This is a genomic window from Zarconia sp. (assembly GCF_057467645.1).
In genome coordinates, this window is the sequence record NZ_JBRJXU010000108.1 from 85,106 (window position 1) to 107,540 (window position 22,435).

The 22,435-nt window shown below is 51.2% G+C and carries 22 protein-coding genes, 1 tRNA gene and 2 pseudogenes; 10 read left to right on the forward strand and 15 right to left on the reverse strand.

The annotated features are described in order from the left end of the window. The first annotated feature begins 389 nt into the window (after positions 1 to 389). Both AC2215_RS16755 and AC2215_RS16760 read left to right on the forward strand, forming a co-directional pair. Positions 390 to 647, forward strand: a complete 258-nt coding sequence (locus AC2215_RS16755) for a lipopolysaccharide assembly protein LapA domain-containing protein (RefSeq protein ID WP_486811139.1) — start codon at positions 390 to 392, stop codon at positions 645 to 647. Next, positions 625 to 1,002: a hypothetical protein gene (locus AC2215_RS16760; protein WP_486811140.1), complete on the forward strand. Its 378-nt coding sequence runs from the start codon at positions 625 to 627 to the stop codon at positions 1,000 to 1,002. The genes AC2215_RS16755 and AC2215_RS16760 overlap by 23 nt, the downstream gene beginning before the upstream one ends. Here the strand turns inward: AC2215_RS16760 and AC2215_RS16765 are convergent. The 3 genes from AC2215_RS16765 to AC2215_RS16775 form a co-directional block, all read right to left on the reverse strand. Beyond that, positions 946 to 1,941: a transposase gene (locus tag AC2215_RS16765; protein WP_486811141.1), complete on the reverse strand. Its 996-nt coding sequence runs from the start codon at positions 1,939 to 1,941 to the stop codon at positions 946 to 948. The two genes, AC2215_RS16760 and AC2215_RS16765, sit on opposite strands and share 57 nt — an antisense overlap. Positions 1,942 to 2,028: 87 nt before the next feature. Beyond that, positions 2,029 to 3,054 carry a hypothetical protein gene (locus AC2215_RS16770; protein ID WP_486811142.1) on the reverse strand — a complete coding sequence of 342 codons (1,026 nt, stop codon included), beginning with the start codon at positions 3,052 to 3,054 and terminating at the stop codon, positions 2,029 to 2,031. A 124-nt stretch (positions 3,055 to 3,178) separates the two neighbouring features. After that, a complete protein-coding gene (locus AC2215_RS16775) occupies positions 3,179 to 3,850 on the reverse strand; it encodes an Npun_F0813 family protein (protein WP_486811143.1) in 672 nt (223 codons plus the stop codon). A gap of 568 nt (positions 3,851 to 4,418) precedes the next feature. On the opposite strand from AC2215_RS16775, the gene AC2215_RS16780 reads away from it, so the two are divergent. After that, positions 4,419 to 4,492, forward strand: a tRNA-Arg gene (locus AC2215_RS16780). A 108-nt stretch (positions 4,493 to 4,600) separates the two neighbouring features. Here AC2215_RS16780 and AC2215_RS16785 read toward each other — a convergent pair. The 6 genes from AC2215_RS16785 to AC2215_RS16810 form a co-directional block, all read right to left on the reverse strand. Then, positions 4,601 to 5,434 carry a hypothetical protein gene (locus AC2215_RS16785; RefSeq protein WP_486811144.1) on the reverse strand — a complete coding sequence of 278 codons (834 nt, stop codon included), beginning with the start codon at positions 5,432 to 5,434 and terminating at the stop codon, positions 4,601 to 4,603. 198 nt (positions 5,435 to 5,632) lie between these two features. Then, complete coding sequence (locus AC2215_RS16790; RefSeq protein WP_486811145.1) at positions 5,633 to 6,391, reverse strand: sigma-70 family RNA polymerase sigma factor; 759 nt, start codon at positions 6,389 to 6,391, stop codon at positions 5,633 to 5,635. 78 nt (positions 6,392 to 6,469) lie between these two features. Beyond that, positions 6,470 to 7,156, reverse strand: coding sequence for a cytochrome c biogenesis CcdA family protein (locus tag AC2215_RS16795; protein WP_486811146.1), 687 nt, complete (start codon positions 7,154 to 7,156; stop codon positions 6,470 to 6,472). A gap of 282 nt (positions 7,157 to 7,438) precedes the next feature. Beyond that, complete coding sequence (locus tag AC2215_RS16800; RefSeq protein WP_486811147.1) at positions 7,439 to 8,044, reverse strand: peroxiredoxin family protein; 606 nt, start codon at positions 8,042 to 8,044, stop codon at positions 7,439 to 7,441. Positions 8,045 to 8,360: 316 nt separating this feature from the next. Further along, positions 8,361 to 9,386, reverse strand: coding sequence for an endonuclease/exonuclease/phosphatase family protein (locus AC2215_RS16805; RefSeq protein ID WP_486811148.1), 1,026 nt, complete (start codon positions 9,384 to 9,386; stop codon positions 8,361 to 8,363). 210 nt (positions 9,387 to 9,596) lie between these two features. After that, complete coding sequence (locus AC2215_RS16810; RefSeq protein WP_486811149.1) at positions 9,597 to 10,604, reverse strand: zinc-dependent alcohol dehydrogenase family protein; 1,008 nt, start codon at positions 10,602 to 10,604, stop codon at positions 9,597 to 9,599. A 198-nt stretch (positions 10,605 to 10,802) separates the two neighbouring features. On the opposite strand from AC2215_RS16810, the gene AC2215_RS16815 reads away from it, so the two are divergent. Then, on the forward strand, positions 10,803 to 11,204 hold the full coding sequence (locus AC2215_RS16815; protein WP_486811150.1) for a hypothetical protein: 402 nt from the start codon (positions 10,803 to 10,805) through the stop codon (positions 11,202 to 11,204). Positions 11,205 to 11,424: 220 nt separating this feature from the next. On the opposite strand, the gene AC2215_RS16820 is transcribed toward AC2215_RS16815, so the two are convergent. The 5 genes and pseudogenes from AC2215_RS16820 to AC2215_RS16840 form a co-directional block, all read right to left on the reverse strand. Continuing rightward, positions 11,425 to 11,811 carry an Hpt domain-containing protein gene (locus tag AC2215_RS16820; protein ID WP_486811234.1) on the reverse strand — a complete coding sequence of 129 codons (387 nt, stop codon included), beginning with the start codon at positions 11,809 to 11,811 and terminating at the stop codon, positions 11,425 to 11,427. A 66-nt stretch (positions 11,812 to 11,877) separates the two neighbouring features. After that, positions 11,878 to 13,161: pseudogene (locus AC2215_RS16825) on the reverse strand (response regulator); the annotation flags it as partial. A 63-nt stretch (positions 13,162 to 13,224) separates the two neighbouring features. Continuing rightward, positions 13,225 to 13,677: pseudogene (locus tag AC2215_RS16830) on the reverse strand (HAMP domain-containing protein); the annotation flags it as partial. 260 nt (positions 13,678 to 13,937) lie between these two features. Then, entirely contained in the window at positions 13,938 to 15,521 is a 1,584-nt protein-coding gene (locus tag AC2215_RS16835; RefSeq protein WP_486811151.1) for a sodium/glutamate symporter, read from the reverse strand. A gap of 149 nt (positions 15,522 to 15,670) precedes the next feature. After that, complete coding sequence (locus tag AC2215_RS16840) at positions 15,671 to 15,883, reverse strand: hypothetical protein (RefSeq protein WP_486811152.1); 213 nt, start codon at positions 15,881 to 15,883, stop codon at positions 15,671 to 15,673. Between the two features lie 126 nt (positions 15,884 to 16,009). Here AC2215_RS16840 and AC2215_RS16845 point away from each other — a divergent pair, with 126 nt between their 5' ends. From AC2215_RS16845 to AC2215_RS16865, 5 genes are all read left to right on the forward strand, one after another. Next, positions 16,010 to 16,291: a hypothetical protein gene (locus AC2215_RS16845; RefSeq protein WP_486811153.1), complete on the forward strand. Its 282-nt coding sequence runs from the start codon at positions 16,010 to 16,012 to the stop codon at positions 16,289 to 16,291. Next, positions 16,288 to 16,494: a hypothetical protein gene (locus AC2215_RS16850; RefSeq protein WP_486811154.1), complete on the forward strand. Its 207-nt coding sequence runs from the start codon at positions 16,288 to 16,290 to the stop codon at positions 16,492 to 16,494. Before AC2215_RS16845 ends, AC2215_RS16850 begins: the two co-directional genes overlap by 4 nt. 89 nt (positions 16,495 to 16,583) lie before the next feature. Next, positions 16,584 to 16,724 carry a hypothetical protein gene (locus AC2215_RS16855; RefSeq protein WP_486811155.1) on the forward strand — a complete coding sequence of 47 codons (141 nt, stop codon included), beginning with the start codon at positions 16,584 to 16,586 and terminating at the stop codon, positions 16,722 to 16,724. A gap of 572 nt (positions 16,725 to 17,296) precedes the next feature. Next, entirely contained in the window at positions 17,297 to 18,775 is a 1,479-nt protein-coding gene (locus tag AC2215_RS16860) for an aminotransferase class I/II-fold pyridoxal phosphate-dependent enzyme (protein ID WP_486811156.1), read from the forward strand. An 89-nt stretch (positions 18,776 to 18,864) separates the two neighbouring features. Beyond that, entirely contained in the window at positions 18,865 to 20,664 is a 1,800-nt protein-coding gene (locus AC2215_RS16865) for a mechanosensitive ion channel family protein (protein ID WP_486811157.1), read from the forward strand. A 160-nt stretch (positions 20,665 to 20,824) separates the two neighbouring features. Here AC2215_RS16865 and AC2215_RS16870 read toward each other — a convergent pair whose 3' ends face one another. Next, complete coding sequence (locus tag AC2215_RS16870) at positions 20,825 to 21,442, reverse strand: hypothetical protein (RefSeq protein ID WP_486811158.1); 618 nt, start codon at positions 21,440 to 21,442, stop codon at positions 20,825 to 20,827. A 274-nt stretch (positions 21,443 to 21,716) separates the two neighbouring features. Between AC2215_RS16870 and rpsD the strand changes: the two genes are divergently transcribed. Further along, positions 21,717 to 22,325: a 30S ribosomal protein S4 gene (rpsD, locus tag AC2215_RS16875; protein WP_486811159.1), complete on the forward strand. Its 609-nt coding sequence runs from the start codon at positions 21,717 to 21,719 to the stop codon at positions 22,323 to 22,325. The last annotated feature ends 110 nt before the right edge of the window (positions 22,326 to 22,435 follow it).

Consider the following 22,435-nt stretch of genomic DNA (forward strand, 5'->3'; position numbering starts at 1 on the left):
ACGGAGTGAGTTTCCTTCCATTGCGGGTTTTTAACCCCATATGTGGTGACGCTTGTCAATCGAACGCCGATCGCGTCAAAGCGATCGGTCTAAAATTAGGTATCCTGTTTTCGGGAGAGAAACTTAATATTTAAGGTCAGTTCGGGATCAAAAGTTTTGGGTGGGGTGTAGGATGTGGGGGATAGAAAAGCGTCATCACCGATTCTGGTGAGTCAAAATTTGAGTTTTCCATCGAACACCTCAATCTCAAGGAGCGGCAATTGCTGTGTCCCACCTCCTTTTAGAGAACTTCAGGCTAACTGGGCATTACCGCTACTCCGCTTAACTCGAATTCACGTTATTTAATATTCCCCATTCCCCATTCCCCATTCCCCATTTCCTGTTCCCCGATGAAATCCATTCTCGTATTTCTCATCTGTTTAGTGATGGCACTTTGGCTGGTGGCGATCGCCATTCTCTCGGTCCAAAATGCCACCCTCGTTTCGTTGAGCTTTTTAAATTTGCAATCGATTCAAATTCCCATCGGCGTTGTTTTAGGGGTAAGCGTCGCTATGGGAACGATCGGCGGTTCTGTGGCGATGATGGGGCCTTCGGTATTTAAGAGCAATTCTAGGAGAAAGACTCGTGATTCTCGGTCTAATCGGTAATACCCTCTCCATCGAGTGGGAATGCTTCGAGCAACTCTGGGCGTTTAACCTCGAGAAGACCTGGGAGATTCCCCTCGAGCGCATCGAAAGCGCCAGTACCGAGGAACCCCCGAGGGATTGGCTCGAACTGCGCGCGCCGGGAACCTTTTTTCCGGGTCTGATTAAAGCTGGAACTTACTATACCCTCAGAGGCAAAGAATTTTGGTACGTCAGCCAAGATCGAGATTATCTGGTCTTAAAACTGCGAGATTTTGACTTTCAAACCATTATTCTCACCCTCGATAACGCCAAATCTTGGTCAGAGCGAATAAACCTGACCGTCAATGAGAATGCGGGTAATTCCTTTAGCTTGTAGGTAGGAACTGACTTTTTGCAGCATCCGCGAATCGGGAATCTTGGTGACTCGCTGGCTGCGGTTGGCAAAGCGTCGTGCCACGCGATGGTTGTCGAAAATTGGTAAGGTTTTTTCCGACACCTCGCGGGCTGGAATTTGTCCTAAATCAGCAAAATCTTTCAGCGGTCGGGTAATCAGCTCGGCGGCGCGATCGACCACTAAATAACAGGTTTTGGGTAAATTTGCCCCCGCAAAGGGAAGAACTTGGACGGGTTTCGAGCCGATGGTTTTGACTTTTTTGGTCGGGGGTTCTTCATCGAGGTCATCATCCCCAACCTCTTCCAAATCTTCATCGTCGTCAAAATCCTCAAGACCCTCGATCGGATCGAAATCCTCCTCCTCGATCGCGCTTTCCTCTTTTTGGCGGTCTCGTTTCAGTTTGGGCGGGCTCTTCTCCCGTCGGACAACCTCTTTTCGTTCTTCGACGACTTTTCGTTCTTCGACGACTTTTCGGTCCTCTACAACTTTTCGTTCTTCTACGATCGCTTCTGGCGTGGCTGCGGGTATTTCATCGGGGACTTCCTCCGCAGCCGAAGATCGTTTCCGCCGCCGTCGCTTGGTGGAATCTACAACCTCCTCGGAGGTCGGGGGGGTTTTCTCTATTTTTTTCGGTTTCTCGGGCTTCTCCGATTTTTCCACCGGCTGGGTTTTCTCGGTTGTCTCCACCGTCAACGACGGTTCCACCGATTTCTTTTTTGCAGGTGCGTGAGTCCGAGTTGCCCGTTTTTGCTGGATGAGGGCTTCGTACTCTTTCGGGGACAAACTGCTCTTGAGCATTCGACTGATGGTCGAGTTGCTGACCCCATAGCGATTAGCTATGGTGAGGGTTGTTTCTCCCGGTTGTCGATACTCTTCGAGAATTGCTTTTCGATCGGCATCGGATAGTTTTCTAGCACTCATGCTGGTTGGTTGTGGAGGCGAACTCTTGAGGGTTAAAGTGAAACGTTAGCGGGCGTTCTCGAGGAGAGATTAAGAGCCGGGTCCGAGTTAGGAACCACCCCGTCGGCGACCGCGACGAGAACTCGATTTGGTCGAGACATCATACTCTAACACCGCGCCAATGGCAAAAAAGACGCCGGTAAACACCCAAAAAACTTCGAGTAAATCGCCACTTTCGTAATTGGGGATATTTTTCTCGGCGTACTTGTACCACATATCCGCAATATAAAGTGAAAAAGCCGCAGCAGCAATCATCCGCCACGACTGCGAAAATCGACCGCCCCAAAATGCCAGCAGCAGGAGCGTTGCCACCACGAGCAATACGACATCAAGCACCACGTAAGCTAGAGTCAACCAAGAAGAATAAGCATCTAACTCTTCTTCCATTTGCATCACCCAAGCCGGCGCCGGACGAGCTGAAGAGGTTTCGGCTGGCACTGCCGGTTGTTCGATAGGAGGCTCTCCAGCGGCTTCCAGGGCGGGATCGGGCGTTGCGGGGGCTACTTCTTCAACCACAGCCTCGGGAACGGCCGGATCGGCAGTCATCCCCAACTCCAGAGGATAAGCAATCCAAACAGCAAACGCCATACCCACGGCGGCGATCGCCGCCGTGACGCCCCACTGCCACAATTCTAAGTTCAAGCGCCGCGATCGCACCGCCAAGAACATGCCAATGCACAAAAACACGTAGCTGCCCAGATAAAACAAATCGCCAAAGGAAACTGCCGGATCGAGTTCCCAGTAAAGTTCCCACCAGCTAAAGAACAGGTTGCCGGTAAAGTAGCACAGCATCCCCAAACCGATGCTCATCCAGACGTTGCGTCCGCTCACGATTTGGTTGCTCAACCCGTTTCTCAGGCACAAGAAGGCGGCAAACAGGAGCGCCACTTGCTCGAACAGTAACGTCCCGATGCCGTACCAATAAGGTCGGCTTTCTCCCGGCAGAGATACGCTAAATAATAAGTAGAAGAGTAAGGCGGAAACTCCAATTCCCACACCGGTCAGGACGAGAGCCTGAGTCGAAAAAGATTTGGGATCGCCAGATTTAGAAGATTTTTCTGAGGTCGTACTCATAGGAATTTCGCGACAGAACGGTCAGATGACGAACGAGCCATGTATGGAACCAAGAAGTTAAGGCGGCAATTTTAAGTCTACCTTCCCATATTCGTGGAATCTCGATGGCGATTTTCAATGATTCTTAAGCTGTTGCCCAGAGTTTGCCCAAGGGAGATTGATTGAGCCATTCAATAAACTGAGTTCGATCGGAGTCGGGCATATCTTGTAAAGCTTCGATGACTCGCTCGACAAAGTTAGAATTTCCAAAATACTCTTTACCTAAGCGATGCAATTCCTGCAAGAGCGTATTGAGATGATGTTCTTGCCAGGGAGGAACTCGATCGCCTTCTAGAGGGTCTAAATCCAGCAGTTCGTTCACGGCGCTTTCGGAGTCAGCTTGGGGAAACTTCCATTGTTGGAACACCTTCGCAATCTCTTTTTGGAAGGCGCTCGCTTGACGATTTCCGAGCAAGTCTTCGATGCTGTAATAAACTTCCTGCAACAGAAGGATCGAAGCTTGAGTATAGCACGGAGCCGCCTCCACCCCTCCACTCGATGAATCGTCGTGAAGTTGCTCGACGCGCACTTTACCCCAGACGCTATATCGATCGGGTTCTTCGAGTAACACGCAGGCTTTGCCTCGGTTATCAGTCAAATCTCTCCAGAAGGCTCTAGCTTCCTCTGCTTGTTTGGCGTTAAACACGCTAATCAAGCGAAAAGTCTGCCCCTGATAGTTGAGAATTGGAATCTGCTGGCCCGTTTTAGGGTGCTGGATACCGGAGATTTCAACATCCTGCCTTTTTAAAATAAACATGACACTGCCAATGAACTCCTGTCAGGGCCGATGATAGTGGCGATGGCGGAGCGATCGCCGACCGAATGCACGCGCCAAGCCAAGAATTTAGACTTGTCACAAACGAGTTTGATTTGTCGAGCAAGCCATATCATACGATCGAGAGCGCGCTGACAAGGTGCGAGCGCAACTGCACTGATTAACACCTTATCTTAACTGCTGCCGATTTGTACGTTGTTTTAGTTTACATTGACCGTTGAGGTCTTTGCACTTCGGATCGAACTCTCTATACGTCAGGCACGGGATGAGACCGTTTCAGGCGAGGAAGAGGTTAGGGTGTGGGGTGACCGAGTGTGGGAAATTGGTGAAAACCAATGCCGGCTCCCTCACCTCCACCCAAAAAAGAAACACCTTTCCCGATCGGATATGGGGTATGTTGTTTGAGGTATTTCTAACCACGACTCGAAGCCACATCGACTCCCAGATTTTCAAACATTCTTAACCTCCACCTCGCGTTAACTTGATTCGTACGGGCGGGCGCGGATACAATGTTGGATGAAGCGAGGAGTTCGCCGCTTTCAAAATATCTGGGTGCGTAACTCAGTTGGATAGAGTAGCTGCCTTCTAAGCAGTTTGTCACAGGTTCGAGTCCTGTCGCACCCGCTAGTCAGATAACTCCTCGCTCTCGCGATTTTCAGCAACTGCCCCCCCAGGGAATCGCGAACGTGACGCAAGCCACTTTCAAGCTCGCCACCCTTCTCTAATTACCTCTCATCGCACGCGAACGGCGAAGTCCTGCAATTCTCCAGGGGGCAGTTCCGAAACCAGGGCGTAGAGAATATCGTCTTGAGTCCAGACGATCGCGCTCGGACCTCGATGGGAAGGAATGTAGAGACGATCGCCTCCGGAGAGGGGAAACGTATCCCGTTCGGAGGCTTCGAGTTGGTAAAAGGAAACGAGCCGATTGTCCTCGGTGCGGTAGGTAAATCGAATTCCTTTGATTTTGCCGAGTTTGCAGAAACTTCCCCCCAGAAGCTGAACTCGATCGCGTTCTACTGTTGGAGCAGATCGCGCGAAGCTAAATTGAGGTGCGAAGCGATGGGAAATTTCCGTGACGCTGGTAGAGGCAAAATCCACCGGGCCGCGATCGCGATCGAGCGAACTCAGATGATCGCTCACCAACCGCGTCACCCCATCCCAGCCGTTCGCTTGCAGGACTTCCGCACTGACGATGGTATGGCGATCGAGAAATGGGGATGTTTGGGCGAGTTGACGGCGCAGGCGGTGGTTATCCATCCCCAGGGCGATAAATGCCACTGCCGCGATCGCCCCGAGGCCGACCCAGATCCGACGAATCCGAACTTGCTTCGGTAATGGAGAGGTTGCCGGTTCGATCTCCATGAGAATATTCGATCGCAATTGGGTAGGAGGAGCCACTTCCGGTAGGGTGTAGGGCATCAATTCTAACGTTTCTTGCAGTTGACGAATGTCTTGGTGCAGGTGCGGTTGGTTCGCCAGCAGTTGCTCGAACGCTTCCGTTTCCTCGGTACTCAGATTTCCCAGGACGTATCCGGCTGCAAGTTCTTCGATGTGTTCGGGAGTCAATGGCTTTACCCCAATTCAAAACTCCAATTCAAATTCCAATAAAATCCAAAATTCCAACTCTAAAATTCCCGTGTGACTGTAGGGAAGGACGATCTCGTTGATGAGACCGAGTCGCGCAGATCGAAAAGAAAATCGATTTCGATGCCGAAGTCATGAATTTCTTCCCCCTTTCCCCCTTAACCCTTTTCCACCCGATCTCTATTCCAGCGCATCTTGCAAACACTGCCTGAGCTTCAACAAACCTTGCCGCGATCGAGTTTTTACCGTTCCCAGGGGTAGCTCTAACCGCTGAGCGATCGCCGACTGGCTCAACCCTTCGTAATAGGATAATTCTAAAATCTGACGCTGTTTCTCGGGGAGGGTTTCGAGGGCGCGGCGCACGCGATCTCGACGTTCTCGCACGGCAGCTTCCTCAAAGGGGGTCACCGAACCCATTTTTTCCGATAGGGTTTGACCCCACTTTCCGAAAAACTTGAGCTTTCGGCTGCGCGATCGTAATCGATCGAGGGCCCGAGAACGGGTCATCACCGTCAGAAAACTCCCCAACGAACCGCGCTCTTGGCGGTAGTTTTGCTTGCGCCACAGGGTCAAGAAAACCTCTTGAGTTAGGTCTTCGGCTTCTTGGGGATCGGCAAGCATTTTGAGGGCCAGACCGTAAACGACGCTGCCGTAGCGATCGTAGATCGTCCCCAGCGCCGATCGATCTCCCGATTTGAGTGCGCGATCTAGTTCGGCATCGGTAGGGAACATCAAGGTTTTCGATGGCTGTTCGCTCTTCCAACTTGCAGGAGAAGCGATCGAGAGCGCCTCGAATTTCCACTCGTTCCCCTGCTGTCTAATTCGACCCTGGCTCATTATATCCTCAGCTCCGATACCGTTTTTTGGGGATGGGGTGGTGGGGAGGACGCGGTGACGGGGGGAAGCGGTGACGCGGTGATGGAGAGAGAAGGGAGGCAACGAGCACTTCGAGAGTTAAACTTCCCCATTTTTCCCCCTGTACTTCCCCTGCCTCCCCTGCTCCCAAAATCCCAACCCCTATCTCAAATTTGGCAGAAGTTCCGTCCAAATCCCAAAGATACCGATAACCACCAACAGCGCACCGGAACCCCGCACGAGGAGTTCGTGATTCTTTGTCGTCCAACCCAAAAAACGACGTTGGGCCGATCGCGCTAACATCGGGAGCAGCAGCAACGGCCATCCGAAACCGAGTCCGAAAAAGAGACAGTACAGCAGTCGCGACAGCAAGGCACTCCCGGACAAAGCACCCGTCGAATCTACACTGAGGACGAATGCTGCTGTAATAATCGGTCCGGTGCAAGGGAGGGTCATCGGTCCGAACATCAAACCGTACAGGTAAGCCGTGCCGAAGGGGTTATTTAGCGTCGGGGCTTGCGGAGTTAGCATCCGGGCGAAGGGATTGAACCCCATGGCCATCGAGATGCCCAATACGATGACCAGACCGTAAATGACGGGGAGTATTAAGGGTAAGACGCCGGCAAAGGATTGACCGATCGCGTATAAAATTGCCCCAATGACGACCATCATGCTCAGAATCCCCCCCAACACGGCAAACCCGAGTAAGAAACCCACAGGGCGAGCGTTACGATCGGAGATACTACTGCTTAAAAAGGCGATCGTACCGGGGTAAAGGGGCAACATGCAGACATTGGTGAGAATCGCACCGTTGCCGAGGACAAAAGCTTGCAAAAGTTCTGAAACCACTATCGCGCTCCTAATTAGACTTTCTCGTTTAAAATGAAATCTTTAGCATTTTTATCGATGCTCGAATGATTTTTCGCAAGCATCGAATCTCCCCAAGTGGTTCGATCGATAACGGTTTACCACTGGGGCTTTTCATTATTTGTCTTGAGAGTGAAGATTTAAGTCGCGTGTCGGGTGGGCAATTTTGGGTGCACTCACTGTACTTTGAGACAAGCCATCGAACTGCCCACCGACCCAGCTTGGGTTCTAGCTTTAGCCAAAAGCGCTATCGGCGATAACGGACTAATTACTTGCGCTTTCCAAGCTAGCAACCAGAGCGGCAGGCTCGACTTTTCCGGTGGTCAGTTCGGAAATTTCGCCATCGGGGCTGATGATGAAACGGGAGCCAATGGAGGGATTGAGAGCTGTTTGTCCGAATTTTGCATCCAGCGCACGCATCGTTTCCGGCGTGGCAACGGCGAAGGTAAAGTCAAAGTCTTCTTCCGTGGCATATTTTGCCAAATCTTCATCGGGTAGGCTATCTTCCACGCTCAAGGCGACGATCTCGTAATCCCCTTCACCCAATTCTGCCGTAGCTTCTCGCACGCCTTGCAAGTTGGTTTTACACTTGCCGCACCAGGTAGCCATGGGCTTGACTAAGACGGTTTTGCCCGAAAAGTCGGCGAGGGTAAAGGATTCTCCCGTGGCAACGTTGGTGAGGGGAAGCGCGGTCAGTTCGCCATCAGCGGCAGGTGCTTCCGTTGCGGTTTCGGTTTCCGTGGCTGCGGGGGCCCCGGCCGTCGCATCTGTATCTTCGGTACTGGCCGTATCGGCAGCACAGGCGCCGAGAAAGACAACGGCAGCAAGGGTGAAGCTCAGGGTCAGGGGATTGGTCAGTTTAATTTTCATCAAAGGGTTCGCTCCATATACGATCGATTTTCGATCTTGTTCGATCTCGTTCTTTCTTGATACGACGGTGGGAACTAATTGGATTTAAAAATTGAAATGAAAAATTTTTGGCACGCTTTGGGGCGCAATTGACAATTGCTCATAAGTCCGTGGCGACGATTTTCCCCATCGCCGTGTCTCTGTGTCTGCGCGTCTCCCTTTTCCGAATTCCGAATTCTGCATTCCGAAAAACGAGTCGAAAAATCCTCCATTCCCCATTCCCCATTCCCCATTCCCCCGTATTGTTAGGTTTTGGATAAACAAGTTGCACATGGCGTTATTCGGGTATGCGGATTTTGGCAATCAGCGGGCAATGGTCGGAAATCCCGGCAGGAGCGGTAGTCACGCGATCGATCCGAATCTGGGGACTGACTAAAATATGGTCGATGGGTACTTTGAGCAGTTGCACGAACTGGTAGAGGAGAACGTGGGGACGTGCGGAACTGACGTAAAACCAAGTGGGGTGGATGCCATGACCGACGGACGCACTGCGTAACCCGGAACGACGCAGGAAATCGCGAAAATAGATCGACCAGGAGGCAGTATTGAAATCTCCCATCACAATCGCCGCAGATGAATATTCGGATGAATGCGCTCTGGCATCCTCAGCCAGTGCCGAAAGGTTTTGGTTGCGTCCTCGGAAGTGCTTAGGTGACAAAGGTGCGAGGGGATGAACGATCGCCACTCGTACGGCTTTGCCTTGGATATCGAGGGTGGCAAACAGACTGCTGAAGGGGGTTTGCAGTTTTTTGGTCGTGGCTTGGACGATGGGATAGCGACTGTAGAGGCTCAGTTCCCCCGCCGTGGCGGCGTAAAAGTGGGGATAGAGATCGTCAATCAGAGCGTGCAACTCGGTAGCTTGGTCGGGAAATGGCTCGATTAATCCGAAGATATCGGCTTGCTGCGATCGCACTACCCGAGCAACGCTGGCTGCATCCCAATATCGATCGTTGACGTTGTAAGTCATGGCGGTGACGGGAATTCCATCGGACATCGAATCGATAATTCTGGGAATATACCAGTTGAGGATCGTCGTTCCATAGAATATCAGAGCGATCGCCAAGGTCAAGATTAGCTTTCGTAAATGTCGTCGCAGCGGACGGGGGCGGAAATACGCCAAGCTACACAATATAAGAAGTGAAGTTGCCCCATACCAAAGATATCCAGCGCCGGCAATGTCGAACGCCCAAAATTGGTACCAGGGTGCAGGGGTAATACTGAGTCCGAGTAAAACGATGACGATCGCCCAAATGATAGTGCCCAGGTGCTTGGGGTCGAGCGTCGCACTCAATATTTTTGCCATGGGGCGTTTCGAGAATTATCCTATGCTTCCCCAACTACTTTAACGATTCCGAGCGATCGCGCAACGTCTTCAATCTCTCCCAAAGAGCGCGCAAAACACAAAAAACACCCTCACCAAAGTGGTGGGGCGCTATCAGAGAATTATTAGCAGTTAAGTTAGCTTATCATACTTTGCCAATATGTCAAGTTATCGGCGTAACGAAGTTGAGGTTTAGGCGGGCCCGGAGATCGCCACTTTGCCAAAATGAGCGGCACTTTCGAGGTATCGGTAAGCCTCTGGTGCTTCCGAAAAGGGAAAAACGCGATCGAGAACCGGGCGCAGTTGATGAAGGGCGATCGCTCGATTCATCGCCTCGAACATTTCCCGAGACCCGACGTAAATGCCTCCCACCGTTAGATGTTTCATGATGATGGGCAGAGGATTGACTTCTCCACTCGCCCCTGCGAGAACGCCAATCAGGGAAATCGTACCGCCGACGCGGACGGCTTTGAAGGATTTTGCCAGAGTGCCCGCGCCTCCGACTTCAACGACGCGATCGACCCCCTGGCGATCGGTGAGTTGGTATACCTGCTTTTCCCAATCCGGGGTGGTTTTGTAGTTGATGGTCTCCGTTGCCCCCAGTTCTCGGGCGCGATCGAGTTTGGCATCGCTACTGGAGGTAACGATCGTCCTGGCACCGTGGAGTTGGGCGAACAGAAGTGCAAAGATGGAAACACCCCCGGTTCCGAGTAATAAGACTGTATCCCCCGGTGCAATTCCCTGGAGAGCGTGCCATGCTGTCACTGCCGCACAGGGAAGGGTTGCTCCTTCTTCGTAGGATAAATGTTCCGGAAGCTTGACGAGTCCCTCTTCCGAGAGAACAACGAACTCTGCAAGCATTCCATCTCGTTCTCCACCCAATGCCGACTTGAGGCTTTGCCGCATCAGTTCCCCGGAAATCCAATCCTGGAAAAAGATACCGGCAACCCGATCGCCCACTTGAAAGCGCGAAACGCCCTCACCGACTGCCACCGCCTCCCCCGCACCATCGGAGAGGGGAATCCGGGGTAGTTCGATCGCGCTGCCGTAAGCCCCGCGCACCATCAGTAAATCCCGGTAGTTGAGGGAGGTTGCCCGGACGCGCACCAATACTTCACCGTACGCGGGTTGGGGGTCTTGGCGCTCGACGAGGGTGAGGGCATCAATGCCGGTATCGCTTTGAATTTCCCAGGTTTTCACGACTGTATATCCTTATGAATGACGTATAACCTGGATTATTCACGAAACGCGACACTCCCGATCGCTAGCCAACCTCAAAAAACAGTCTGTTGTTCGGGTAAATTGCCAGCTTGCTTGGTACGGGTAAGGCTTTGAGGGATTTTCATCGCATCTCATATTTCCATAGATCCAAGTATAGTAAGACCTGGAGACTTCTAAATGAATATTTGGTTTAGCGCAGAGGTGGAGAATCCAGAAATTCTTCTCTGTGACTCGATACTCGGTTTGAGATTTCTGGGACAATCCCTTTTTGAAATTAACGATGAAGTAGAATTTGCGGCCAGTCAGGATAGAGATGAGTTCTATCCTGAGAATCTTGATAGGTTGATTATCCGAAAATCCGAGTTACCTGAATACAAAGACCAGTTAAAAATATCACTTTTCCGTCGAGATCTCATCATTGAGGGAAATCAGAGAGCATTGGAGAACCTGGGTAATTCGCTCTTGGGTAACTTTGATGAAAATACTGACGAGCAATTTCATATGCATCTCGACCATCTTGGAGAAGGTGGACTTGTTGGCCCTACAAATTGTAATTTGATTATCGAGCGCGAGCACTAGCAAGACTCGGTGAGGTTACATAGCTGACCAGATGGGGACAAGGGGAGATTCAGGGTGTTGCTTTCGACCTGGATGTTGAGGATGTTGATACCTTCTTTATTATTGAATAAAATGTTTCTTTCCTCGTTCATAATGTCGCTCCTTCTCGAACTATTTTTCGAGGCAGCGATCTACACTGGTTCAGATCTCTTCCGGCGAATCAAATAGACATTAGGCGCAATTAACAATTAACCATAACCAGATCGCGCTCTTTCTGAAGAGCAATTTCCACTCGATGGTATTCTGTCTTGAGGGAATTTAGGTAATTGTCAGCTCCGTGAGTCGTTCCCGATCGAGCGAGATTTTCCAAAGATTTGCATAGATCGGAGAACCCCATCGCTCCCAAGTTTGCACTCGCAGATCGCAGGGCGTGAGCGGACATTCGCAGCTTTTGAACGTCATCGGTATCGATCGCCTCCTGTAGTTGGGCAAACTGGTTGGGCGTATCTTCTAAAAAGCCATCGACGATCTGTGCAATAATTTCAGGCGCGCGAGAACCGGCCATGTCTCGTAAGGCTTGCAGGATGGAAGGATCGAGAGGGGGCGTTTCGATCGGCTTGTCTTCCATTATCTGGATATCCTCGTCTGGGACGATCGGATCGATCGCATCAGTCGGTGCATCGGAGATTTCTCCTATCGGCTTGCATCGATTTAAAGCGCGCACCAACTCCTCAATTTGAATGGGTTTGGCCAGATAGTCATCCATCCCCGCATCCAAACACATTTGCCGATCTTCACCCATCGCATTCGCCGTCAGGGCAATAATCCGAGGGCGACAATCGGGGGAGAGTTCCTGGCAAATTTGCCGCGTCGCCATCAAACCATCCATTTTCGGCATTTGCACGTCCATGAGTACCACGTCGTAGGGTTGGCGACTCAGGGCTTCAAAAACTTCAAGACCGTTACTGACGACATCGGCTCGTATCCCTTGTTTCTCCAGCAGCAGCAATGCCACTTTCTGATTGACGACATTATCTTCGGCCAGCAAAATCCGTAAAGGAACGCGGTTGTCTAGCTCTCCTATCGGTTCGTCTTGGGGGGTGGGACGCACGAATTGCGGGGCGGCTGGTGCGACGATCGTAAAATAGAACGTCGAGCCGCGATCGATTTTTTGCTGGTGAGAAGGTTGTAACTCCCAATCCGGTGGTGGATTGCCCGCGATTTCCCCGCCACTTTCGACCCAAATGCGACCGCCCATCATCTCGCACAGTTGCTTGCTAATCGCCAGTCCCAATCCGGTCCCCCCGTACTCGCGAGTGGTGGATGCATCCACTTGGGAGAAGGATTGGAACAGGCGATGCATTCGATCGCCCTCAATGCCGATGCCCGTATCGCGAACGGCAAACTGAATTTCGTAGGTTGGTTGGGATGTGGGGAGGTCGAAATTCTGATGAGCTGCCCAATCTCGCAAACGACCGACAACACAGAGGCTGACAAAACCCGCATCGGTAAATTTCACTGCATTATTGAGCAAGTTGACTAAAATCTGGCGGATGCGAGTGACATCGGCAACGACCGCATTCGGAGTCTGGGGGGCAATCTGAGATTCCAAAATCAGATGCTTCTGCCGCGCGTTGAGGGCAACTAAATCTAAGGCTTCTTGGATGCAACCGCGTAACTCGAAGGGGTATTCCTCCAACTCCATTTGACCCGCTTCGATTTTGGAAAAATCTAGAATATCGTTAATCAGGCTCAGGAGGGCTTGACCGCTGTTATAAATAGTCTGGGCGTAGTCTTGGTGTTGGGGATTGAGGGGAGTATCGAGCAGGAGTCCGGTCATGCCGATGACGGCATTCATGGGGGTGCGAATCTCGTGGCTCATCGTCGCGAGGAACTCGCTTTTGGCTACGGTGGCAGCGAGGGCTTCATCGCGGGTGCGGGCGAGTTCTTCGACCACCAGTTGCAGTTGTTCTTCGGTTTGTTCTCGCTCGGCAATGCCGTCTTGTAAGCTTTCGAGGGTTTCCTGCCAACGGTCGATCGTATCGTTGAGTTGGGAACCCAGCCGCCCAATTTCATCGTCGGTATCGAGGTGAGCGCGTCGATCGAGTTCTCCCCGAGCCAATGCTTCGGCAAGTTGGGTTAGCTCGTCGAGGGGACGGCGTACCTGACGGTTGAGCAAAATGGCGACGATCGCGGCAATAACCAGACTGGAGATAGCCGACTCCAGCGCAGAAATGGCGATCGCCCGAGATAGGGGTTGAGAGAGTTTTGGAGAAAATACTTGTGGATGACTCGAACTCAAACTGCTCGATTGAGTCGGAACCGAAGCATCAGCGCTGTCCAGTCTGTGGCGGTGATGAAGTTCGGGAATGGCGATCGCCGATTGGATGAGAAACGACCCAATGCCGATCGTCCAAAAGTAGCGAATGGCAATCTTATTTTTCCAGAATCCTTGTTTCCATAACTGTTGAATTCGATCTCGTCCCAACACCACGTTTGCTCCTATTTTCGATGTAGATGCACTCGCCTTGTCTTCTTCCCGAGGGGTTTTAGATTCCGGTGGATTTGAGCTGGCAATCGCGGTGGAAGCTGGGGGAGTGGAGGGAGAGGCAAGGCGAGAAATCTTGTTTCATCCCAATGCTCGATTCTCCTGCATGAGACGCTTCGCGAACGCATCAATTTTGAACAGCGTTCTCCTTTAAGAGCTTCCCATCTCACCATCCTCACCAGAAATCGTCTTATCCCCAACTAACGTTAAGACGATTTTCTAAAATTGAACATCCCAAATGCCAGCCAAGCCACCAAAATTACCGCATTGACGAATAACATCGTCACCGGTCCAAAACGAGCAATCAAAGCCGGGGCAGCAGCAGTGTACAATCCCCCTCCCACGATCGGTTCGAAAAAGAGCTGCTTGTAGGCAAAACTCTCGAACGCACCCGATCGATTTTCCGGATCGACCATGCGTAACAGCAAAATTCCCGTTGCCGTCACCCCCATCGACTGACCCATATCTCCAATACCCCGCTCGAACCAGTAGGTGGGCAGAATTCGCGGTGCGATGAAAATAAAGGCTCCCACGTTCCAGAGAATGCCGAACACCGCTAACAGTAGGAAGGGCACGAAATTACCGCCCAATACCTTTAAGGATAGCGACGCTAAGGCCGTCACGATCGTCACGTCGAGGGCAACCCCAGCAATGCGATTCATCAAGGGACGGGAAATTAGGGGGGCTAAGCGCAATCGCACCAAGACGAGTTGCAGCAAAATTCCCCCCACCAATGCCATGGGAAACAGGGGGACGTAGTTCATGATGGTAAACCCGGTCACCCCCCAGGTGACAGATTCGAGCCAAACTAAAGTCTTGAGAATTATCCAACCAATGGCGACGGCAAAACCGACAAACCCTAAATTGAGGGTAATTGGATCGATGAGCAAATCGCGCATCAATCTAGCTCGTTCGGCGCGAGTGGCGGGGTCTTCGTATTCTTCTAGTTCATTACTGCTATGAGTCTGAGGATTCTCGTCGGGGTTCGAGCCGGTTTCAACCTGGACGTATCCCTTGCGGCGACCCCAATCTGCCAGGAGAATCCCAGAGACGATACCGGTGACGATACCAACGGTAGCCAGTCCCAATGCCAAGTCTCCCCCGTCTGGAAAGCCCAACTCTTCGAACGTACCGGCCATTCCCGCAGCGGTGCCGTGTCCTCCTTCAAATGCAATCTCGATCAGCGATCCGGCGATCGGATCGAGTCCGAAGACGGGGGTGAGTACTGTCAGGACGAGCAGCAATCCCACCACGTACTGCCCCCAGGCAATGGTTTGACCGAATGCTACTTGGGGGGCAGCTTTACGCCAAATTTCGATCGGACTGGGGATGGTTTCCCCGAGAAAGAGGGCGGCGAAGACGACATTAATAAAGACTCCCGGAGATTGAGACCAAACCAAACGGATAGGTTCGGAAAAAAAACTGCCGCCGGAGATCGCCCCAAAGACTTCAGGTCCCAGGAGTAAAGCAATTCCCCCGGCAACGATCGAACTGGGAATGTATAGTGCTTGAAATAAGGGCACGTTCTGCCGAACGAACCGACCGACGAGAATCAGCAGGGCGATAATGACGAAGGCATAAAAGGCATCTTGGAGGGTAAAGGCATTCGAGGCGGCTGGGGTTGCCGAACTCGCCATCGCCCCGAGAATATCCGTACCGAGGAGTAAGACCAAAGTAGTTGCAGCGATCGCGATCGTCAGACTGGGTGCGTATAATGCCCGAGTCCATGGAAACCGTCGCCCGAGCGATCGAACGATGCCCAGGGACAAATTCACGATGAGACTCAGCATCAATACGCAGATCGATATGTTTTGGAGATTTAGCATGGTGTTCGGGTCAGCTTCTCCATCAAATTGGTGACTGAATTGGGTGACTTAAAATGAGCCGATGAGACGAGCGTCCATTCTGTTTCGACACTAACACCCATGTCACGAATCTGTCATTTTTTGAGTTGGGTGCGCTGGCGAATCTGTTGGCGATAGCGATCGACAATTGCCCGTAAGTTGCGGATGAGGGGTATGGGAGAGTCCTCGAGGAAAAATGGATCGTGTTGGGCAATCCTGTCGTCTGGAGGGTTCGAGACAACGGTTTGGGCGATCGCGATCGGATGCGGGGCAATACGGCGAGTGAGTGTATTGTAATGACAAGACATGTTTCTTTTGATGGAGATCGCAGGTCGGAGTCAGGTCTTCAGACATGCTCGATGGAGATCGAAGACGATCGAATTGGCCATCGAGTGCTTTAACCTTCTTTATGAGAAGATTACAACTTTTAAGGGTTGCGCGATTCCTACGAACTGGCGATCGCACCGTCCACCGAATGGGCGATCCCGATGGGGGAGTGGCTAATACTCTCCAAGCTAACCCTGACTCCTGAAGCATCTCCACGGTTCTCTTGGTACGTTGCGATCGCGATCGCATTAGATTCTCTTTTTGAGTCACTCGTTTCCAGTGGGGAAATTCATATTTTTCGCGCGATCGGCTCACCCTACAGAACCCGCATCAAATTTACGATAGGTGTATTGTCGGCCAAAGACCTGCCAAATACTTATCTGCTATGACCACGACCGTAATTTTAAACCCGATGAATCCTTGGCTTTGCAGCCGCACCATCCACGAACGATTATTGCAATACTGGGAAGCCAAACAGAATGCCGAATCGAAGCCAACGACCGAATCTCCTTTAATTACTGTTTCGATCGATGTATCCCAACAAACCACAGATAGCAGCTACGAGCAGTTTGGGATACCTGCAACAGCATGAATTATCGATCGCCCGATTGGGGGATGTGCGCATTTTTCAGAGCGATAAGATTATAGGCATCAAGTCGTTTCTCAATTAGGTGCATCGGGATGAACACACTCCCCTCGCAGCAAGAAAACCTCTGGTTACAAAGTCAAGAACTCTACGATCGCGTCGTTCGCTACTGGGCGAATCCACCACAACCTCTCCCAGCAACGGTTCGAGTCGGTCAAAAAGTAAGTAATAAGTAATAACGCCATGTGCAACTTAATTCTCCAAAATCCTCTCGCACGGGGGAAAGGGGGAAGGGAGATTTTTCGACTCGCTCACCATATCGCGAGTGCTTAAAGTTGCACACCGCGTTAATCAATAATAAGTAATAAATAATAAGTAATCAGTATAGCATTTCTCGAATAGATGAGGTACGAACGAACTCCCTGAATTTACCTTTGACAGAAAAACTTGAGATTCAAAATTAGCCCTCACTGATTTGAAAAATTTTAAAATAAGTACTGTAAGCATTCAGCCATCAGCTATCAGGCTTGTATAAAAATGCTTTAAGCATGGATTAAGTCTGTTTTTTTTAGATAAATTAAATTGATTGTCTCGCTCGGAAAATCCATTAAAATTTATGATTTTTGAGCCTGCAAAAAGCTGACGGCTGATAGCTGAATCTGAAATTTCTATATAGCGCTATGCGCTTAGGTTAGGAAATTTTACTGAAGTCTTTCTCCCCCTGCTTCCCCTGCTCACCTTCACCGATGTCCTAATCTATTTACGTAGTGCTATATCACTTATTACTTATTACTATTACTTAAACTCAATGTTCGATCGAACCGTTGCGCCTCTGCTCGATATTCTCCAACGTGTTTCTCAAAAAGATAGCGCACCCTTTTACGTTCCCGGACACAAAAAAGGACGCGGTGCGCCTCCAAAACTCCTACAGTGGTGGGGGAATGAAGTCTTTCGAGCCGATTTGACGGAATTACCGCAATTGGATAATTTAGCCGCTCCCGAAGGTGCGATCGCCGAAGCACAAGCTTTAGCCGCAGAGGTTTTCGGGGCACGCAGGACGTGGTTTCTCGTGAATGGTTCTACTGCTGGCATTATCGCGGCGATCCTCGCCATTTGCCAAACCGGGGACAAAATTATTTTGCCTCGCAACGCCCATAAATCGGCAATTTCCGGGCTAATTCTGGCGGGGGCAATCCCAATTTTCGTCCACCCTACTTACAATCGAGATTGGGATTTGCCTCTGGGAATCTCCCCAACTGCGGTGGCTGCTACCTTGGAAGCTCATCCCGATGCCAAAGCGGTGATGCTTGTATCGCCCACCTATCAGGGGGTTTGCAGCGATATTGCCAGCATTGCCCAAATCGCCCACCAACGCCAGATTCCCGTCATCGTCGATGAAGCCCACGGCGCTCATCTTACCTTCCATCCGGATTTGCCAACACCGGCATTCGAAGCTGGGGCAGATGTGGCCATTCAGTCTACCCACAAAGTATTGGGGGCGCTGACTCAAGCGTCGATGCTGCACCTCCGGAGCGATCGCATCGACGAAGGGCAACTCGATCGAGCGTTGCAATTGGTACAATCGAGCAGCCCGAGCTACCTGCTGATGGCTTCGTTGGATGGAGCGCGCCAACAGATGGCGCTCGCCGGGCGATCGCTCCTCAGTCAAACTCTGCAACTGGCGCAAAAAGCCAGAACTCAGCTATCAGAGATTCCTCAACTCTCTATTTTGGAAATGCCGCTCTCACCAACGCCGGGATTTTTCGCTCTCGATCCCACTCGGCTGATGGTAAAAGTGACGGGATTGGGGATAAGCGGCTACGATGCCGATGAAATTCTAGACGATCGCTTCAAGGTAACCGCAGAGTTAGTCGAGCGTTGCTATCTCGGTTTTGCCATCAGTTTGGGCAATACAGCTGCCGATATCGATCGCCTCATCGAGGGTTTTGTCACCCTGTCGAGAGAGTCGGTTCGCTCTCACTCCTCGAACGAGTTCTCGATCGAGCTTTCCCATCCAGAAACGTCCCCCGCACCACCCCCCATGTCACCCCGCGAGGCTTTTTTTGCCCCCCTAGAAACCATTCCTGTTTCTCGCAGCGTGGGATGTTTGAGTGGAGAACTCATCTGTCCCTATCCACCGGGAATTCCAGTTCTGATGCCGGGGGAGGAGATTACCCAAACGGCGATCGCGGTTTTGCAACAAGTTCGAGCGTCGGGTGGCACGATAACTGGATGTTCCGATCCGAATTTGGAAACCATTCAAGTGGTTCGAGGTCGATCGATTTAAACGCAACATTTAATCCTACGCTCGATCGCGATCTCTCAATTTCTAATGTCGATCGCACCATTTAATTTGCATAATAAGAGGCTGAACCCTTGAAAAACGCCAAGGGCGTTAATACGGCAAAAATGGGAAAGTCTGCTGTTCGATCGGGCAAATCAAAGAGCTACCGCCATATTCAAGATTCTCGATGGTATCGTCTATTTCTGGGTTTTATCTTGGGAGTGCTTTTATGTGGATTTTGGTTGCCAGGGGCGATCGGGCAATCTCAACCCCTAGAAGACTCCCCAGCCGTCACCAGCATCCAAAACGAAGAGGACTCTCAAACTCAAGAAGGCTCTCAAAGCAAAGAGAACTCTCAAACTCAAGAAGACTCCCAAAGCGAAGAGGACTCCCAAACTCAAGAAGACTCCCAACCCGTTATCTTAGACGGGCAAAAGTTATTTGAATTAAAAAATTCCGGCGAGTACAACGCACAACAACGAGCTGACATCGTCAATGCCGAACTCGAACGGGCCGTGCGTTCGAGCCAATCACCACAATTGCTCATTGAAGAAACGGAAGAAACGAATGGTTTACCTGTCATCAAAATCGGAGATCGCCATCTTCTCACCGTAACGGATAAAGATGTCGAAATAGAGGATCGCACGCTCCCCAAACAAGCCAAAGAATGGAAACAGGAGCTTCAAGATGCCTTAGATCGAGCGCGTAAAGAGCGCAGTGCGGGGTTTTTGCGTAAAACTATCCTCCAGTCGCTGGGGGTGGCGATCGCAGCTTTATTCATGTACTGGGGATTAGGCAAAATCTGGCGGCGCTATTTTGTCTGGGACGAGGTGGGTTCGCAATCCGCAAGCTGGCAGAAACTCTGGAAGCTAACATTGACCATCGCCCGCTTAGTGGTTGGGGTAGCAGCAGTTTTCTATATTACCAATTCATTCCCCTGGACTCGGAAATGGAGCTTCGATTTTATCGATACGATTGCCACGAGTTTAAGGACGATTGCCACGAGTTTAACTGCGTCTCTGTTTCCGATTGGCGATCGTTCTTACTCCATCACCGATGTACTCGTTCTCATCGTTTTCTTGATTGGGTTGATGGTTGCTGCCAACACGGTCACCTCTCAGCTGCGATCGCGCGTTCTACCCATGACTCGCTTGAATCGTAACGCCCAGGAAGTGGTGGCCACCGTCGTCAAATATACTTTGATTACCATCGGCACCGTGGCAATTTTGCAAGTCTGGGGACTCGATATTACCTCGTTAACCATCTTAGCCAGCGCCCTGAGCGTCGGGATCGGTTTCGGATTTCAGGATATTGCCAAAAATTTGGGTAGCGGTATCGTTTTGTTATTCGAGCGTCCCATTCAAGTGGGGGATTTCGTCCAAGTGGGAGATTATAAAGGAACCATCGATCGCATCGGCAGCCGCAGCACGATCGTTCGCACCCTCGACCAAGTTTCGATTATCGTTCCCAACTCCCGCTTTCTCGAGAGCGAAGTGCTCAACTGGAGCCATGATAACCCCGTTTCCCGCGTTCGATTGCCCGTTGGCGTCGCCTACGGTTCCGATATGGAAATGATACGGGAGCTTCTCTTAAAAGCCACCAAAGACCATAAAGATATTCTCAAACTCCCTCCACCCCGCGTGACGTTCGTCGGTTTCGGCGACAGTTCTCTCGATTTCGAGTTGTGGGTTTGGTGTTCCGATCCCAGCCGACACCCGATTCTCACCAGCGATTTGTACTTCCGCATCGAGAAGCTACTGCGGGAACACGATTGTGAAATCCCCTTTCCCCAGCGCGATCTTCACGTGCGATCGGGAACAATTCCCATCGAAATGTCTCCGCAAATGGAGCAAATCCTACTGCAGCTGCTGAAAACATTGAAAAAGCCTTGAACTGATGGAAGGGTGTGGGGTGTGGGTTTCGGTAGCTTCGGGGGCAAGGGAGACGCAGGAGAGGAGAATTATTCAATTAAATGTTCTCCAATCCCCATTTCCTATTCCCCGTTCCCCATTCCCCACCCTCACCAGAAACAGTCTTATCCAAAACTGACGTTTAATTCTGAGATCTCAATCCTCCCTCATCGTCGAAAAAGGGTTCGTTTTGGGGGGGAACAAATGTGGGGAAGGTATCTTCAATGCGCTCGCCGGCATCGAGACAGGTATTCATCATTTCTGTCGGGGTAATTCGGAAGGTATCGAGATTAATCTCATCGCTAATGCCCACCACGCAGCTAGAAAAACGCTCCGGTAAAAGACTGCGACGACAGCGATCGAGGACGATCGCCGTTTCGGGATCGACGGTAAACTCGTGGATGTCCACCACGCAGGTTGCCAGTTCCAAAGGTCGCCGCACTTGCCGACAATTGCCCAGGGCATCGAGGGCCGATGCTGGGGTGTCTAACTCGATATCGGCAACGCAACTACCTAACTCCTCGGGACGGAGAACGCTCGCACACGACGGGGCCACTAATGCCGGATCGATGCCCGCACCCAGTAAGTCTGCGGCGCAGGAGTTATAGTCGTCGCGATCGACCCGAACGGCCCGAGCCGAAACCGGTGCGACGGGAAAAACCAGCATCCCGAGCGCGGCAACTCCTGCGATCGCCCGTTGGACCGACAGACGTTGATTTTTCGAGCCAGAATTCGAGTGAGAAACAGTGAATGAGTGCATGGTTTGGGACGGTGCTAAAGATTTGATAACGGGTGTGAATCAGAGCGATCGCGAAATCGAGTTTGAAGTGGGAGCGTTTGGTTTCCATGGCGATCGAGATGCACTAGAGTCGCGATCGAAACGCTCGCACTATCTTGTCATACTATTTTGACAGACTATCTTTACAGCGTACGATTCGCGATTATCCGGCTCCGGAGCTTGGAGGTTGGTAATCTCAAGCCGTATACTAGAATGTCTGTGCTAAATTGAACCACAAAAATCCAAAGGAAATTATATGTCTAGGTATCGAGGCCCTCGTCTGAGAGTCATTCGTCGTCTGGGAGTTTTACCCGGCTTAACTCGTAAAGATCCCAAACGCGCTTATCCACCGGGTCAGCACGGTCAGGGACGGCGGAAACGCTCTGAATATGCCATCCGTCTGGAGGAGAAGCAAAAACTCCGCTTTAACTACGGCGTGACCGAAAAGCAACTCCTCAGATACGTGAAAAAAGCCCGTCGCGTGACCGGTTCTACCGGACAGGTATTGCTCCAACTTCTGGAAATGCGCTTGGATAATACTGTGTTTCGCTTGGGAATGGCCCCGACGATTCCGGCTGCGCGTCAAGTGGTCAACCACGGTCACATCACCGTCAACGGTCGCGTGGTGGATATTGCCAGCTACAATTGCCGTCCTGGAGATGTTATCGGTACGCGCAATCGGGAAAAATCTCGCGAGATGATTAAAGCCAACTTGCAATCGCCGGGTTTGGCAAACGTTCCCAACCATTTGTCATTCGATAAAGATAAGCTCGAAGGAACGGTGAGTGGTGTTATCGAACGGGAATGGGTGGCCCTGCAAATTAACGAACTCCTCGTGGTGGAATACTACTCGCGGCAAGCTTAAAGGATTGGCTGCGCGATCGCGCCGATTTGCGTCCGATCGAATCTTCGCCATTGAGTTGGCGATCGGGCGCTTTCAGTTTTCTTATTTTTGAATTTATCGGTACTCAATCT

Excerpts from the sequence above, each read along its gene's own strand:
- AC2215_RS16835 (WP_486811151.1), bottom strand. The coding sequence starts at position 15,521 with ATGCTGAGTCTCATCGTGAATTTGTCCCTGGGCATCGTTCGATCGCTC.
- AC2215_RS16775 (WP_486811143.1), bottom strand. The coding sequence starts at position 3,850 with ATGTTTATTTTAAAAAGGCAGGATGTTGAAATCTCCGGTATCCAGCAC.
- AC2215_RS16815 (WP_486811150.1), top strand. The coding sequence starts at position 10,803 with ATGAATATTTGGTTTAGCGCAGAGGTGGAGAATCCAGAAATTCTTCTC.
- rpsD (WP_486811159.1), top strand. The coding sequence starts at position 21,717 with ATGTCTAGGTATCGAGGCCCTCGTCTGAGAGTCATTCGTCGTCTGGGA.
- AC2215_RS16770 (WP_486811142.1), bottom strand. The coding sequence starts at position 3,054 with ATGAGTACGACCTCAGAAAAATCTTCTAAATCTGGCGATCCCAAATCT.
- AC2215_RS16805 (WP_486811148.1), bottom strand. The coding sequence starts at position 9,386 with ATGGCAAAAATATTGAGTGCGACGCTCGACCCCAAGCACCTGGGCACT.
- AC2215_RS16850 (WP_486811154.1), top strand. The coding sequence starts at position 16,288 with ATGACCACGACCGTAATTTTAAACCCGATGAATCCTTGGCTTTGCAGC.
- AC2215_RS16755 (WP_486811139.1), top strand. The coding sequence starts at position 390 with ATGAAATCCATTCTCGTATTTCTCATCTGTTTAGTGATGGCACTTTGG.
- AC2215_RS16870 (WP_486811158.1), bottom strand. The coding sequence starts at position 21,442 with ATGCACTCATTCACTGTTTCTCACTCGAATTCTGGCTCGAAAAATCAA.
- AC2215_RS16855 (WP_486811155.1), top strand. The coding sequence starts at position 16,584 with ATGAACACACTCCCCTCGCAGCAAGAAAACCTCTGGTTACAAAGTCAA.
- AC2215_RS16820 (WP_486811234.1), bottom strand. The coding sequence starts at position 11,811 with ATGGAAGACAAGCCGATCGAAACGCCCCCTCTCGATCCTTCCATCCTG.
- AC2215_RS16840 (WP_486811152.1), bottom strand. The coding sequence starts at position 15,883 with ATGTCTTGTCATTACAATACACTCACTCGCCGTATTGCCCCGCATCCG.
- AC2215_RS16860 (WP_486811156.1), top strand. The coding sequence starts at position 17,297 with ATGTTCGATCGAACCGTTGCGCCTCTGCTCGATATTCTCCAACGTGTT.
- AC2215_RS16800 (WP_486811147.1), bottom strand. The coding sequence starts at position 8,044 with ATGAAAATTAAACTGACCAATCCCCTGACCCTGAGCTTCACCCTTGCT.
- AC2215_RS16765 (WP_486811141.1), bottom strand. The coding sequence starts at position 1,941 with ATGAGTGCTAGAAAACTATCCGATGCCGATCGAAAAGCAATTCTCGAA.